The organism is Oceanispirochaeta crateris (genome assembly GCF_008329965.1).
In the GTDB taxonomy this organism is placed as follows: Bacteria; Spirochaetota; Spirochaetia; order DSM-2461; family DSM-2461; genus Oceanispirochaeta; species Oceanispirochaeta crateris.
Genome location: NZ_CP036150.1, coordinates 3,668,766 through 3,682,960 on the forward strand (window position 1 = coordinate 3,668,766; position 14,195 = coordinate 3,682,960).

Sequence of the window (14,195 nt, forward strand, 5' to 3'; positions counted from 1 at the left end):
GTATGAGTATTGAGTATGTAGAAACTGGTAAAGCACCGGAGGCTTTTGGCCCCTTCTCACAAGCGACAAAGTCGGGAGGCTGGGTCTTTACTTCCGGAGCTATGCCTCTGAATCCGTCTGATGGATCTCTTATCTCTGGAGGGATCGCCGAGCAGACAAGACAGACGCTCAAGAATTTGAACTCTGTCTTGTCCGAAGCAGGCTCAAGCTTATCCAAGGTGATGCTCATTACTGTATATTTGACCAATATGGAAGAATTTTCAGAAATGAATACCGTGTATGGTGAGTTCTTTTCGGAGAATTGTCCGGCCAGAGCGACTGTCGGTGTCAATGCCCTGGCGAAGGATGCCAAGGTAGAGATGCAGGCTGTTGCTCTGAGCTGATTTTGTTGGAACAGATTGTCAATAAAGAGTGAAGTTTGTAGTATTATGAAATAAATAAATCTTCCCTGCATGGAGTTGCCTTGCTATGATCCCTCAACATCTGAGCCTAAATGAAGTTGCGTACAATGTGATAAAAGAAAAAATTATTCAAGGTGAATTTGAACCGGGGAGCAGGATTCGTGAGGACTATCTGGCCGAGGAGATTGCCATGAGCAGAACTCCTGTCAGGGAAGCCATCAACAGACTTATCTCAGACGGACTGATCATCAATAAGGCTAGGAAGGGACTTTATCTGATAGATCCGAGCTCCGAAGAGATCGGCCACTACATTGATATTAGGATTGCTTTGGAAAAACTAGCTGTTGAAGCATGCATTGATCATATTGATGATGAGCATCTTCAAAGAATTGAAGATGTACTGGATGAATTTGAATTCAGGTTGACTAAAGAAAAATATGACGGTTGTAACCAGCTGGATAGTGAGTTCCATCTCCTTATTGCAGAGCTGTCCGGGAATATGAAACTGTATAGTATGCTTGAGGATCTATCGTCTTTTTTCCTCCAGACGAGGGGGCGAGAAAAAAAAGTTCACCCCAGAGAGAAAAATGAACGAACACTGCGAGAACACAGAGCCATCTATGAAGCCATCCGAAGCAGGGACAAGAGAGCTGCCAAGAAGGCTATTTCAGGTAATATCGACACCATGAGAAGCAATCTCCTCCAGAAATAGATGAGGTCTTGAAATCTAAGTGTTTTGTTGTTATATTAAAGAACTAATCATTATATGATTAAACTATAGGGAGAGAAATATGTCAAATTTGGAAAAAGCTAAAAATTTGTTGAAAGCATTCAAGGGTGATGATTACCTCTTTGGAGCAGGAGTTCTGAAAGATGTTGGATCTGTTGCAAGCAAGTTGGGTAAGAAAGCCATTATCATCAGGGATAACTTTCCCGGAAGTGATGAGTTTGTCAGTACCATAAGAAAGTCACTCACAGATGCCGGAGTAGATGTCGTTAAAGAAGAGAATGGAGCAAAACCCAACTGTCCTCTTGAAGATCTGAGCCGTATTACTGAGGCTCTCAAAGAGTCCAAGGCAGATATTATTGTAAGTTTTGGTGGTGGAAGTACTATTGATGCCGCCAAAGCTGCAGAAGTTCTAAGAACTCTGGGTGGTGAAATTGAAGATTACTTCGGTGTTGGCCTTGTAACTAAGGCTTGTGAAGAGAAAGGGATCAAACTGTGTCCTCATATGGCCATTGAAACCGTTGCATCATCAGGTGCCCACCTGACAAAATATTCTAACATTACTGATGTAAAATCAGGACAGAAGAAACTGGTTGTGGACCCTGCCATCGTGCCTTCACACCCCGTTTTTGATTATGAAGTTACCTATGGTCTTCCCCTGGGTGTTACTATGGACGGTGGTCTTGATGGAATCGCTCACTGCCTTGAGGTTTATTACAGCTCAGTCGGGACTGATAGTTATGATAAGTGCCAGGAAATTGCCGAAGCCGGTATTTCTCTGGTCGTTGAATATCTGCCGAAAGTTATTGCAGATCCAAAAGATACAGCATCAAGAGATGCTCTTTGTCTTGCCACTGATATGGGTGGATACGCCATTATGGTTGGAGGAACAAATGGTGGACATTTGACCAGTTTCTCACTTGTAGACGTATTGTCTCATGGAAGAGCCTGTGCCATTATGAATCCATACTACTCTGTTTTCTTTGCACCTGCCGTAGAAAAAGAACTTCGCATTGTTGGTAATATTTTCAAGGCCTATGGTTATACCTCTGTAGATTTCGAATCACTCTCTGGTAAGGAATTGGGAAAAGCTGCAGCAGAAGCCATGTTTGCCCTGGCTAAGAAAATTAACTTCCCTCTGACTCTGGGTGAAGTAGACGGTTTTACCGATGGTCATATTGAACGTGCTCTTACAGCAGCTAAAAATCCTCAGCTGAAGATGAAACTGCAGAATATGCCTGTTCCTCTGAATGCTGATCTCATCGATGAGTATATGGGTCCCATTCTTCAGGCTGCAAAAACCGGTGATCTTTCATTAATTAAAAATCTGTGAGGTTAAACTATGACAACATCTTTTGAACTGGGTGACAAGAAATTTTCTATAGAGCTTCCCGAAGGAACCGATTATCTCCGGATGAAAGGTGCCGATAAGGTGGCCGATCCTGTTGGAGCTATCCGCGATTGTCTTGAAAATCCCATCGGAACGGAAAGCTTCTCTAAAATAGTCAGAAAGAAGATAGACGAAAACCCTGCAGGGGATGCTGTCATAGTCATCTCTGATAACACAAGACCTGTACCCCTGAAAGGGGAACAGGGCATACTCCTGCCCCTTATTCGGATTCTTCTGGACGAGGGTCTCTCTGCAGACCAGATCACGGTTCTCTGTGCTAATGGAACACATGTTCCTCTGGAAGATTCTGTATTTAAAGAAATGATTGACCCCGCGGTCTTTGAACTGGGTATTCGCGTGGTTAATCATGACTGCCTAGATGTCGATAACCTCAAATTTCTGGGATATTCAAAGTCGGGAACTAAGATTGAGATCAACAAGCTCTATGTGAATGCCCATATAAAGATACTGACTGGTTTGGTTGAAAGTCACTTCATGGCCGGAGTTTCGGGTGGACGAAAATCCATCTGTCCCGGCTTGATCGGTGAAGACTCCACTTTCGTTTTCCATGGTGTTCCCAATCTGGACAGTGTCTATTCTCATGATCTTATACTGGAAAATAATCCCTGCCATGAGGAGGCTTTGGATGTTGCCTCTACTGTTGGCGCCGACTTTATCTTCAATGTCACCCTAGATCATGATTATAATGTGACCGGGTTCTATGCTGGAGATATGATAAAAGCCCACTTGGCTGCCTATGAGAAGGTTAAGGACAGTGTGGGAATCCGCAACACCGGACCCTATGATATCGTAGTGACTCATGCCGGTTATGTCGGTAAGAATCATTATCAGGCGGCCAAAACCGGAACGGCATCTATTCCTCTTTTGGATGAAAACAGCTATCTGATTATCGGGGCTGACTGCAACGATCCTGACCCTGTGGGGAAGGATACATATCGAAAGGTCCTGCCTTATTTGAAAGGAAAAAGCTCGGAGGAATTTATTGAGCTTCTGTCATCACCTGAGTGGACTTTTGTTCCCGATCAGTGGCAGGTTCAGATGTGGTCTAAATTGTTTAAAGTGATACCACAGGATCATTTTATATACTATGCTCCCCAGATAAGTGAAGAGGACTTTGAGATCCTTTCCGGTCAAAATGGGAATGACTACCTGCCTGAAAAAGACAGGTACAAAAAAAGTGATAGCAATATTCCTCTCTTCTATCACAACTGCCTTGACTCCTTAATATCAAAATTGAAGGCTGAAGGGCGGAAAAATATTCGAATTGCCTGGATGTCTGATGGACCTTATGGAATTGTGGTTTAAACAGTTTTGCTTTAAGGTTATTTCATGAAAATGAATCTCTTTAAACCAAAAGATGTTATCTCACAGCAACTTTTGTCTTACCTCCTTTTAGAGCATCCTCAAACTGAGGATGGAAAGTTGCCTCCGGCCTCATTTTTTGCAGAGAAATTCAGTGTTTCCATTGTGACCATCAGAGAAATCCTGAAAACAATGGAATCGACAGGAATCCTGTCCATGCATCATGGACGGGGAATCTTTCTAAACCATGGGGATACTATCTTTCTTGAAATGTTTGAGACCCGTATTCTCATTGAGAGTCACTGCTCCCGTCTGGCTGCTTTAAACCTCAATGAAGAGGGGGCTCTCAAGCTTCAGGAATTGGCCGCCCTCCTGGAAGAGGCAACCCATTCGGGGAATATGGAACTCTATACAGATGCGGATTTTATGTTTCATATGAAGATTGCCGGTATCAGTGGTAACCTTGTTCTGGAACGCACCTTGCGGAATATTAGAATTTTTCTCTATGTTCTGCAGCAAGAGACGAACCGAACTTTGTTGGAATCCCGTGAAAAATCACTGGTAGAGCATAAGGAAATCCTTTCTTCTATTTTAAATAAAGATCCCGACAATGCCGAGGTTGCCATGAAAAAGCACCTGGAAAAAACTATGTCTCTCTGGAAAAATCTCTGAGTTCCGATTCACGCAACTGCCTGCGATGTTTTCGTCCCAAAAATCATTGTTATTGTTCAATGATTCAACCAGTAGATCCAGGCATTAAATTTGTTATCCTCATGCATCCCTGGGAAGCTTATAAACAACGTACCGGAACCGGCAGGCTGACCTCTTTATGCCTGGAGGGTTCAGAGATTATAATTGATAAGACCTTTGATCAAAACAGGCGTTTTAAAAAGCTCATCGATTCTCCAAACTATTTCCCCATGGTCCTCTATCCCGGGAAGGAGGCTTTTACTGCCGCCGGATTTGATTTTGAAAATACTCTGAAAGGGAGAAGACTTCTGGTCTTTCTCATAGACGCCACCTGGGTCATGGCCAGAAAGATGATGTATAGAAGTTCCGTTCTACAAGCTCTTCCCCGAATCTCCTTTGAAAGGGCTTATACTTCACGATTCATTATCAAGACTCAACCCGCAGACTACTGTCTGTCGACCATTGAATCTACCTATTATCTGATCAAGGAATTGCAGGAATGCGGAATAGGTATTCCCCATGTTTCCGTAGAAGGGTTAATGCTGGTCTTTGATGAATTGAACCGTTTTCAGATGGAGTGCCGCGATCATCGATTCTTAGAAAATGTGCAAAAAAAAGGCAAGTTCTGAGACCTGCCTATCATTCTATGGTTTTTTGCTGTTTAGCGTTTAGCCTTGGATAAAGCCTTATTCAAGAGTGTATAAAAAGGATCTAAACCGATTGAAGCTCCCGAAATAGCATCTGGCTGATTAACAGTTTGAGAATTGATTACACTGTCTTCAATGGCTCTGGCTTGTTGCCACCAGGGGGCCATGGCTCCTCCATTTTTCTGCATTCCATATTCACCATCTATAGAACTCTGGGCCTTGTTTTTCCCGCCTTTTTCGGCGTAGGCATCCCAGTTTACGGCTACGATATATCCTGATGTGACAGTCACTTCTACAAAATATTTGTAGCCATGATCAAATGCGGCTTCTTCAGCCTTGTATGTGCCGTCTTTGTAAGGACCATATCCAACTGGTCCGGCTGCAAAGGCTTCTTTTACAAGGTTCACAAAGGGGGCAACGTGGATGGACGCTCCGGATACAGTGTCGGTATGGCCTTCTTTATCAGAAAGGATAATACTGTTAATGTCCTGAGACTTGATAAGCTGCTGTTCCACGGCCTGAGCCTGTTTCCACCAGGGGGCCATGGCTCCGCCCTTGGCCTCCATTCCATACCGCCCATCCTTGGAGACAACGACTTTTGGATCTCCGGCATTGACATTGGATCCGTTCCAAATGGCTGATGTAATTTTACCATTTTTGACTACCACTGTGACATTGTATTTCCAGCCTGAGTCGGGAAAACTCTTTTCCTGAGCAAAATAAACTCCATCTTTCTGGTTAAGTGCAAATAGACCTGTTGATACCATGATCAGCACAGTCATTAAAAATATTGTTTTTTTCATAGATTACTCCTGGTTTCAGCCGTTTCCGGCTGACTAATATGGGCATATTGTATATCCCGGCAGTTATATTCTCAATATTTTATACCGGTATAATACATATGCCCATAGTTTTATTTAATTGTACCGTTATCCCAGGTTCCGCTACGGGTCTCGCCAGTTTTGGAAGGAATCTCAAGTACCATACCAGGCAGGATCAAACGGGGGTTTGAAGGCTGAGGTAGTTTATCTTTGTTGGCTTCCCACAACAGTTTCCAGTCCCAGGAATTGCCATAGACAAAATCATAACCGGCAATGTTCCAGAGACAGTCTTTTGTGAGGTTATACTTTCTAACCACATAACGTGCAGGAAGAGGCGTACCTTCTCGAGGAATGTAGACCACCACTGATAGGAGTTCAATTCCCTTTAGGGACGTCTCATAACTGTCAGCATAGCTTTCATCACGGAACTGATTGTAGGCTGTTTCGTACAAGGCCTTGGCTTCTGCATATTCGGTAGGGAAGTTTTTCTCACCATCAATATTATTTGCAGAGTTCAGTGATTTTTCGAATCGTCTGAGAGCGCTGTTTGCCTTGTAGCGGCTAAGCATCATGGCAATCCACTGGTCAGAAAGAGCGGAATATCTTTGAGATTCTTCCGCCAGAAGTTTTGCTTCCTGGTAGTCCCCTTCTTCGAAGGCTAATTCACTGGCTCTTTTGAGTTCCACAGACTTTCTGTAGTCGGGATTGTCTTGCAGAGACTGGGCGAATATGCTTCCTCCCAGGAAACAGAGAATCATAAGAAATACTAATTTATTTGTTTTCATCACTGGTCTCCCTCTGCTGCTTCATCGGTGGCATCATTAGCATTCTTTTCTACATTGGCAATCGCCTCATCAGCTGCTTGCATAGCAGCTATGGCTTCCGCCTTTTTCTCTTCTGCTACCGAAACAGAGTCATTATAAGCCGCTGTGGCTTTAGTATACTCTTCAATGGCTTGTGCGTAGCCTTCTGCTGCAGTAAAGGACTCAGCAGATGCTATGAGTTCTTCAGCCTTGGCGAATTCAACTTTAGCTGCTCTTGGGGCCTTGGCGGCTACAGCTTTTTCCCTGGCTGCTTCTGCAGTTTTTCTAGCTGCGGCAGTGGAGTCCATTGTTGCTTCTGGTTTTTCCATGTTCTCTACTGTTTCAACTGTTTCTTCAACAGCAGCTACAGATTCTTCCATGGCTTCCTCTGGTGCAGAGGCACAGGACATGGGCAGGATCATCAATGCGGCAAAAGCCGTTGGAAATAGAAACCACTTCTTTGTCAGGTTCATTTTTTCTCCTCGTTATATATTCGGAAATTTTATTAATCGAATAATAAACTTAATGCTTTGATAATAATAGTTCATTCAATAAAAAACAAATGGTTTCTTTGGTGAATCTTTCAAATCTTTTTAATAGATGGACTTGTATGAACCCCCATTGTGAAATACAATTAACAGCGAAATGAAATCAAAAAGAATAGGTATTGAAAGAATATGAAAAGAAATTCCAATGAAAATCAACTTGAAAAGTTGAATTCCGAGACTATGGATGCCCGTTTAAAGGTTTTAAAAACTTTTACTGAAGATCCGGACATCATGAATCAGCTCCCTCCTGAAACAATGGAGGTTAATAATCATGTTCATACCATATATTCTTTCAGTCCTTATTCTCCGGCTGCATCGGTGTGGTTTGCCAGAAAAGCAGGACTTAAAGCTGTAGGTAGTATGGATCATGACAGCATTGGAGCCGCTAAGGAAACTCTGGCAGCAGGTAAAATTCTCGGAACCGCCACTACCGTTGGCTTTGAACTCAGGGTGAACTTTACCGGAACTTCTGTAGAAGGCCGTAAAATGAATAATCCAGACTCGGCAAACATCGTCTATATGACTGTTCACGGTGTTCCTGAATCTAAAATTCCTGAGGTGGAAGCCTTTTTAAAGCCTCTGCAGGATCAACGAAATCAAAGGAACCGGAAACAGACTTCAAAGCTGAATGACCTGATCATACCCTTTGGTTTGGATCCTCTTGATTTTGATAGGGATATTGCTTCTTTATCAGAAACAAAGGAGGGGGGCAGCATCACCGAAAGACATATTCTCTTTGGTTTTTCCAAGTCAATCGTCTCAAAATGCGGCAAGGGCTTACCTTTGGTTGAATTTCTGGAAAAGACAATGGACTTGAGTGTCAAAGGGAAAATTAGAGACTTCCTGCTGGATCAGGAGAATCCTCATTATCTATATGATCTTCTGGGCATCTTGAAGGGAAACTTCCTGCCTCGTTTTTTTATCCAACCTGATGAACAGGAATGCCTTTCTGTCTACAAGGTTGTAGAATTTGCAAATAAAATTGGGGGCATTCCCTGTTATGCTTATTTGGGAGATGTGAGTGAAAGTCCAACGGGAGATAAAAAAGCCGAAAAATTCGAAGATGATTTTCTGGATGAATTGATTCCCGAGTTGAAGAATATCGGATTCAAGGGAATCTCCTATATGCCTCCCAGGAATACTCTAGAACAGCTGAAACGGGTTCAGAAATTGTGCAGCGAATATGAACTGATGGAAATCAGCGGGGTTGATATCAACTCATCCCGTCAGAGCTTCAATTGTCCTGAGATCCTTCAAAGTGATTTCTCGCACCTCATCGTAGCTACTTGGGCTTTGATTGCTCATGAAAAATTGACAGCACTGAATCCCAGCTGGAATCTTTTTCATCCGGATAACCCCTTGGCCTCTTTGAGCCTGAATGAAAGGATTCAGAGGTATGGTCAATGGGGTGAAAAAGCTGACCATCATCATCCGGAAAATATTGCCACACTGGCCGATTTCTAATTAAGCCTCTGTTTTTGTAAATAGATCTTGAATTGAAATACGCTCCTTTCCCCGGAAAGGAGCTCCTTCTTCAGTTTTTAGGAATTCCTGGTTTAGTTGTTTAAGATGGGTATTCCATTCTTCCATATTCAAAACATCTTCCGGATCAAAAACTTCTTCCATCGTCTCATCAGTCACAGATGTGAAATTCAGGTCGCACCAACTGATCTGCCAATCGGGGATCTCTGGGGCGACTCTTGTTCCCTTGGCATCATATTCTTCGGTCAAGTAGAGGAGGGGCAGCCCATGGGTTCGGCAGATGAGGGGACGATTTGAATAGAATGAGCAGGACTTTTCTTTGAGCAAGGCACAGCTGCCCTGTGTGTTCTCTGGTATGAAGGACTCTTGTGATGATGTGATCCTTTCTCTGAGGGTATACCATTCCAAGGGGAGCAGAGAAATATCTGTGCAGCAGGCGGAACATCCTTTTTTACATACCAAAGATTCACCATACAGGCGAACAAGGCGGTCCGACTCTTTGCTGACATCTTTCAGGACTTCCTCATAGCCGACAATGATTTCCATAATGTTCAATGCAATCTCCACGGAGAATCTATTTCATAGAAAATATTTGGTTCCTATTATGCAAAGAAGCTTTGCAGGACCTTGAGATTCTCTTCCTTATTTATATCAGATCCTCCTTCTTTATACATTGCCTCTATTCGGTTCCAATAAAAATCCCTGACCTTATACCGGACGAGCTTCATTGTCGAATTGATGAGCTGGTCGTTTTCTGAGAAGGCCTCTTGAATGATGGCAAATGATCCGGGAATCCATTGGGAGGGAATGGATGTCCTGGTTCTAAAACTGTAAAATGAATCGTTAAGCTCTGCAAAAAGTTCTTCGGCCGTTTTGAGGTTTTTTTCTTTGATGGCCTTTTTTATTTCACTCTCGTTGAGGGTGACCAAGGCTGTGGTCGTTTTTTTCTGTTCATTATAAGCCATGATTTGATGTATGTAGGGGCAGTAGTTGAGTACGGCTTCTTCGATGGTTTCCGGTGAATATTTTTCACCATCTGCTGCAATCAGAAGAGCCTTGGCTCGCCCGGTGATGACTAGAAATCCGTCTGAATCAAAATATCCCAGATCTCCTGTCCAAAGCCAACCGTCTTTGAGGACTTCATCTGATGCTTCCGTATTCTTATAGTATCCCTTCATGACATTTTCACCCCGGATAATCAGTTCGCCGGGAACACCGGGCTCCGCTTCATTTTCTTCGTCCTTCATGATGCGGCATTCAATGGAGGGGAGAACAATTCCGGATGTTCCGAATTTGTGTTTGGGTGGTGTGTTGGTACAGATGACCGGTGTCGCTTCGGTTAGTCCGTAGCCCTGGTATATGGGAGCTCCAATGGCATTGAAAAATTCCTGCTGGCTGACTTCCAGGAGGGCTCCTCCTCCGACGCAAAACTTAAGATTCCCTCCGAAGATGTTCAGGACCTTGGGGAATACAAGTTTTTTAGCCAGAAAGTAGTTGAACCCATACAGGAGCTTAATCGTCCATGGGGCCTTGCGGTATCCATCCCTGTTGATCTTGATACCCGCCTGTACTCCCCTGGTGAAAATGCCGTTGATGAAGGCTCCTTTCGCTGCCACTCCGGCTTGAATCTTCTTCATAAAACTTCCTGAAAGGGCAGGTACAGTCAAGAGAAAGTAGGGTTTGGCTTCTACAAGGTTTCCTGGAATATTTCTCAGAATCGCCATTCCTCCGCCTCTGGCATCCACAAAATACATGGCAAGGCCGCGGCGAAGACTCACATAGAGGCCAATCGTGTGGGCAAAGGAGTGATCCAGAGGAAGTATTACCAGGGTTCTCGCCCTTTCAGGGATGTAGAATAGTCTGACGGCATCAGCACTATTGGCATAATAGTTCAGATGGGTGAGCATGATTCCCTTAGGATTGCCCGTTGTTCCCGAGGTGTAGGATATGGTGACCACATCATTTTCACCAATATCTTTCAATCTTTTTTCAAGTTCTAAGATTGTTGATTCATCGCTGTTTTTTCCTTCTTCAATAAAAGAAGAGTAAAGGATAATGTCTTTTCCATCTCTTAACCCTGCTGCCTCGGCCCGGGTCATTACATCACCTCCATAGTTGCTGAGAACAATGATAAGAGGGGTCTTTTCAAGGTCAGTTCTGATGGAGAGGATCTTGTCTAGAGAATTTTCTGACACGACAATGGCGGACGATTCCGAGTGATTCAATCTAAAGGGGATTTCGTCATCCAATAGTTTGATGGATAGGGGAACGGCGATACACTGGGCCTTGAGTAATCCAAACTCACTGATGACCCAGTTTCTGCGTCCTTCTGAGAGTATGGCAACCTTATCTTCTTTTTTAAATCCCCGTGCTATCAGAGCTTTGGCAAAGAGTGCGGATTCTTTTTCCACATCTAGAAAAGTCTTAGGAATCCATCCTTTCTCTTCTTTCTCAACGACATAGGGGTCGTTGGCATAGGTCTCTGCTGCGAGGGTAAGCATGCTTAATACGGTTCTCATCAAAAGTTCTCCCTGTGATTGTCATTGGGAATTATTTTAACAGATACGCTTGATATGTCAATAAAAAGGAAGCCGCCTTCTTTTTTATTCTTTGAGAGTTTGTGTTGGAGCGCTTAAAAAAAGGTTGAATCTCATTGATTTAATAAGCATATTGAAATATAATCGAAGGCATTACGAAAGTTAAAAGATAGAAAATAGAAAATAAAAGGACTCCTAAAGCCTTTTGAAGTGCTTTAGAAGTCCTTTCAATACTCGGGCCTTTGTATCCTGAGTATTCAATCACTGAGATTTCTGCGGAGTCCAGGCGTTTAAGGAGTTATATGTGAATAAAATCAGTACGGCTGCGGCTTCAATACGAGGCTTGAGCTTTAATGGTGAAAAGGGAAAGATTGTGGTTCATACCACATCTACGGTTAAATCTTCCGGGAGCAGTCTTGATTTAGGGCTCCTTCCTGAAGAAGAACAGGATATTCTGAGTCTACTTCAGAATCAGTGGACCGGGCAGGATCTTGTTGTTTGTGGAGCAGACGGTAGTTTTGTGCTAGCCGATTCCTACGATGATGCGATGGCTCGTATCAGCGGAAAAGATGCAGTGGTTTCCCAGGAAAAGGCCCAGGGTATTCCGGCAGTGAAAGACAAGGTGGCTTTGGTTACTGGCGGAGCACAGGGATTTGGAGAAGGGATGGTTCGCGAACTTGTCTCTGCAGGCGCTTATGTTTATATCGCAGATATGAATATTGATGGGGCCACCCAGCTTTCAGAAACTCTGAATCAGGAACAGGGATCTACAAGAACTTTTGCCTTGAAAGTGAATGTAACCGATGAAGAGTCGGTAGAAGCCATGATGGATCATGTGGCAAAAACTACAGGCGGTCTGGATATCTTTATCAGCAACGCAGGAGTTCTCAAGGCAGGAAGTGTCAAAGAGATGACTCTTCGGGACTTTCAGTTCGTGACCGACGTTGACTATACGGGTTTTTTCATCTGTACAAAATTTGCATCACGGCTTATGGCTGTCCAGAATAAACCCACAGGGGAATATTTTTCTGATATCATTGGAATTAGTTCAAAGTCTGGTTTAGAGGGTTCTAACAAGAATGGAGCCTATGCTGGAGCCAAGTTTGGAAGCATCGGTCTGACACAGAGTTTTGCTCTTGAGTTGGTTTCAGACAATATTAAGGTCAATTCTATCTGTCCTGGAAATTTCCTGGATGGACCCCTCTGGTCCGATCCTGACAGGGGACTTTTTGTACAATATTTGAAAGCAGGAAAAGTCCCGGGAGCTAAGACCCTGGGAGATGTTAGAAAATTCTATGAAGACAAGGTGCCCATGAAACGGGGTTGTGAGACGAAAGACGTGGTGAAAGCCATCTATTATATTGTGGACCAGAAGTATGAAACCGGGCAGGCTGTACCTGTTACCGGTGGTCAGGTCATGTTGAATTAGTCATTCTGCTGTTTCTGACCAATTGTAAATAACTAAGGAGTATATTTTATGAAAACGAAAGCTGTACGATTATATGGTAAAAATGATTTAAGACTGGAAGAGTTTGATCTTCCTTCCATAGCTGATGATGAGATTTTGGCAAAGGTTGTGTCAGACAGCATCTGTATGTCTTCCTACAAGGCAGCAAGTCAGGGAGCCGAGCATAAAAGAGTTCCCGATGATGTAGCCCAGAATCCAATTATCATTGGTCATGAGTTCTGCGGGGAAATCCTTGAAGTCGGATCTAAATGGGCCGGGCAATTCAAGGCGGGACAGAAGTTCTCCATCCAGCCGGCATTGAACTACAAGGGATCTCTGGATGCACCGGGATACTCTTTTCAGTACATTGGTGGTGATGCTACCCATGTTATCATCCCCAATGAAGTCATGGAAATGAACTGTCTTCTTCCCTACGAGGGAGAGGCTTATTTCATGGGATCTTTAAGCGAACCAGTTTCCTGTATCGTGGGAACCTATCATGCCATGTATCACATTCCCCAGGGAACCTATATCCATGATATGGGCATCCGAAAAGGTGGTAATCTGGCTATTCTGGCAGGTGTCGGACCAATGGGCCTCGGCGCCATAGACTATGCCATCCATGCCCCAATTAAACCGGGACTCCTCGTGGTGACTGATATTGACAACGCAAGACTCGAAAGAGCCGCTTCCATCTTTACCGTAGAAGAAGCTGCTAAAAATGGTGTGAAACTCGTGTATAAGAATACAAAGGATTCTGCTGATCCCATTGCAGATCTGATGGCCGAAACCGGTGGAAAGGGTTTTGACGATGTTCTGGTCATGGCGCCTGTTCGTCCTCTGGTAGAGCAGGGAGACAAGATCCTGACCAAAGATGGATGCCTGAACTTCTTTGCCGGACCTTCTGATACCACTTTTAAGGCTGAACTGAACTTTTATGATGTTCATTATGCTTTTCATCACATTGTCGGAACCAGTGGAGGGAACACCGATGATATGAAAGAGTCACTGGAGATGATGGGAAAAGGACTTTTGAATCCTTCTGCTATGATCACTCATGTGGGTGGTTTAGATGCCGTTGTGGAAACAACATTGACTCTGCCCAAAATACCCGGGGGTAAGAAGCTGATCTATAACCACACGAAAATGCCACTTACAGCTCTTATCGATTTTGAAGAAAAGGGTAAAACTGATCCGTTCTTTGCCGAACTGGATAAGCTTGTAAAGAAACACAACGGTTTGTGGAACGTGGATGCAGAAAAGTATCTCCTTGCAAATGCAGAATCCATTTAAGTCCGTTTATATCGATTGATTCCCCGGGATCTGGTTCCGGGATTAACTCCGCCTTATAGGCGGAGTGTTTCCATTTAAAAGGCCCT

General features: G+C 43.7%; 14 protein-coding genes. 9 read left to right on the top strand and 5 right to left on the bottom strand.

Annotated features, from left to right (window positions below; translation table 11 throughout):
* Nucleotides 1-2 precede the first annotated feature (2 nt).
* The 6 genes from EXM22_RS16660 to EXM22_RS16685 all read left to right on the top strand — a co-directional run bounded on the left by EXM22_RS16660 (nt 3) and on the right by EXM22_RS16685 (nt 5,160).
* Nucleotides 3-383: a RidA family protein gene (locus EXM22_RS16660; protein ID WP_149487605.1), complete on the top strand. Its 381-nt coding sequence runs from the start codon at nt 3-5 to the stop codon at nt 381-383.
* 85 nt (nt 384-468) lie between these two features.
* Nucleotides 469-1,113, top strand: a complete 645-nt coding sequence (locus EXM22_RS16665) for a GntR family transcriptional regulator (protein WP_149487606.1) — start codon at nt 469-471, stop codon at nt 1,111-1,113.
* Nucleotides 1,114-1,192: 79 nt separating this feature from the next.
* The gene (locus EXM22_RS16670; RefSeq protein WP_149487607.1) at nt 1,193-2,461 is read left to right on the top strand and encodes an iron-containing alcohol dehydrogenase; all 1,269 of its coding nucleotides are present in this window, start codon (nt 1,193-1,195) and stop codon (nt 2,459-2,461) included.
* 9 nt (nt 2,462-2,470) lie between these two features.
* Complete coding sequence (locus EXM22_RS16675; RefSeq protein ID WP_149487608.1) at nt 2,471-3,844, top strand: lactate racemase domain-containing protein; 1,374 nt, start codon at nt 2,471-2,473, stop codon at nt 3,842-3,844.
* A gap of 24 nt (nt 3,845-3,868) precedes the next feature.
* Nucleotides 3,869-4,513: a FadR/GntR family transcriptional regulator gene (locus EXM22_RS16680; RefSeq protein ID WP_149487609.1), complete on the top strand. Its 645-nt coding sequence runs from the start codon at nt 3,869-3,871 to the stop codon at nt 4,511-4,513.
* A gap of 20 nt (nt 4,514-4,533) precedes the next feature.
* A complete protein-coding gene (locus EXM22_RS16685; RefSeq protein ID WP_281289998.1) occupies nt 4,534-5,160 on the top strand; it encodes a tRNA-uridine aminocarboxypropyltransferase in 627 nt (208 codons plus the stop codon).
* A gap of 32 nt (nt 5,161-5,192) precedes the next feature.
* Here the strand turns inward: EXM22_RS16685 and EXM22_RS16690 are convergent, their stop codons facing one another.
* From EXM22_RS16690 to EXM22_RS16700, 3 genes are all read right to left on the bottom strand, one after another.
* Complete coding sequence (locus EXM22_RS16690) at nt 5,193-5,981, bottom strand: FMN-binding protein (protein ID WP_149487611.1); 789 nt, start codon at nt 5,979-5,981, stop codon at nt 5,193-5,195.
* Between the two features lie 110 nt (nt 5,982-6,091).
* A complete protein-coding gene (locus tag EXM22_RS16695) occupies nt 6,092-6,784 on the bottom strand; it encodes a LysM peptidoglycan-binding domain-containing protein (protein WP_149487612.1) in 693 nt (230 codons plus the stop codon).
* On the bottom strand, nt 6,784-7,275 hold the full coding sequence (locus EXM22_RS16700; RefSeq protein WP_149487613.1) for a hypothetical protein: 492 nt from the start codon (nt 7,273-7,275) through the stop codon (nt 6,784-6,786). The genes EXM22_RS16695 and EXM22_RS16700 overlap by 1 nt, the downstream gene beginning before the upstream one ends.
* A gap of 204 nt (nt 7,276-7,479) precedes the next feature.
* Here EXM22_RS16700 and EXM22_RS16705 point away from each other — a divergent pair, with 204 nt between their 5' ends.
* Complete coding sequence (locus EXM22_RS16705; RefSeq protein ID WP_149487614.1) at nt 7,480-8,814, top strand: PHP domain-containing protein; 1,335 nt, start codon at nt 7,480-7,482, stop codon at nt 8,812-8,814.
* Here the strand turns inward: EXM22_RS16705 and EXM22_RS16710 are convergent, their stop codons facing one another.
* Together EXM22_RS16710 and EXM22_RS16715 are read right to left on the bottom strand one after the other, a co-directional pair.
* Nucleotides 8,815-9,378: a YkgJ family cysteine cluster protein gene (locus tag EXM22_RS16710; protein ID WP_246157130.1), complete on the bottom strand. Its 564-nt coding sequence runs from the start codon at nt 9,376-9,378 to the stop codon at nt 8,815-8,817.
* Between the two features lie 56 nt (nt 9,379-9,434).
* Complete coding sequence (locus EXM22_RS16715; RefSeq protein WP_149487616.1) at nt 9,435-11,351, bottom strand: AMP-dependent synthetase/ligase; 1,917 nt, start codon at nt 11,349-11,351, stop codon at nt 9,435-9,437.
* Between the two features lie 322 nt (nt 11,352-11,673).
* Here EXM22_RS16715 and EXM22_RS16720 point away from each other — a divergent pair, with 322 nt between their 5' ends.
* Both EXM22_RS16720 and EXM22_RS16725 read left to right on the top strand, forming a co-directional pair.
* On the top strand, nt 11,674-12,798 hold the full coding sequence (locus tag EXM22_RS16720) for an SDR family NAD(P)-dependent oxidoreductase (protein WP_246157040.1): 1,125 nt from the start codon (nt 11,674-11,676) through the stop codon (nt 12,796-12,798).
* Between the two features lie 48 nt (nt 12,799-12,846).
* Complete coding sequence (locus EXM22_RS16725; protein ID WP_149487617.1) at nt 12,847-14,109, top strand: zinc-binding dehydrogenase; 1,263 nt, start codon at nt 12,847-12,849, stop codon at nt 14,107-14,109.
* The last annotated feature ends 86 nt before the right edge of the window (nt 14,110-14,195 follow it).

Bases quoted from the DNA above. Each gene is read 5' to 3' on its own strand.
- EXM22_RS16670 (WP_149487607.1), top strand. From the start codon at position 1,193: ATGTCAAATTTGGAAAAAGCTAAAAATTTGTTGAAAGCATTCAAGGGT.
- EXM22_RS16705 (WP_149487614.1), top strand. From the start codon at position 7,480: ATGAAAAGAAATTCCAATGAAAATCAACTTGAAAAGTTGAATTCCGAG.
- EXM22_RS16700 (WP_149487613.1), bottom strand. From the start codon at position 7,275: ATGAACCTGACAAAGAAGTGGTTTCTATTTCCAACGGCTTTTGCCGCA.
- EXM22_RS16690 (WP_149487611.1), bottom strand. From the start codon at position 5,981: ATGAAAAAAACAATATTTTTAATGACTGTGCTGATCATGGTATCAACA.
- EXM22_RS16660 (WP_149487605.1), top strand. From the start codon at position 3: ATGAGTATTGAGTATGTAGAAACTGGTAAAGCACCGGAGGCTTTTGGC.
- EXM22_RS16675 (WP_149487608.1), top strand. From the start codon at position 2,471: ATGACAACATCTTTTGAACTGGGTGACAAGAAATTTTCTATAGAGCTT.
- EXM22_RS16680 (WP_149487609.1), top strand. From the start codon at position 3,869: ATGAAAATGAATCTCTTTAAACCAAAAGATGTTATCTCACAGCAACTT.
- EXM22_RS16715 (WP_149487616.1), bottom strand. From the start codon at position 11,351: ATGAGAACCGTATTAAGCATGCTTACCCTCGCAGCAGAGACCTATGCC.
- EXM22_RS16725 (WP_149487617.1), top strand. From the start codon at position 12,847: ATGAAAACGAAAGCTGTACGATTATATGGTAAAAATGATTTAAGACTG.
- EXM22_RS16710 (WP_246157130.1), bottom strand. From the start codon at position 9,378: ATGGAAATCATTGTCGGCTATGAGGAAGTCCTGAAAGATGTCAGCAAA.
- EXM22_RS16695 (WP_149487612.1), bottom strand. From the start codon at position 6,784: ATGAAAACAAATAAATTAGTATTTCTTATGATTCTCTGTTTCCTGGGA.
- EXM22_RS16665 (WP_149487606.1), top strand. From the start codon at position 469: ATGATCCCTCAACATCTGAGCCTAAATGAAGTTGCGTACAATGTGATA.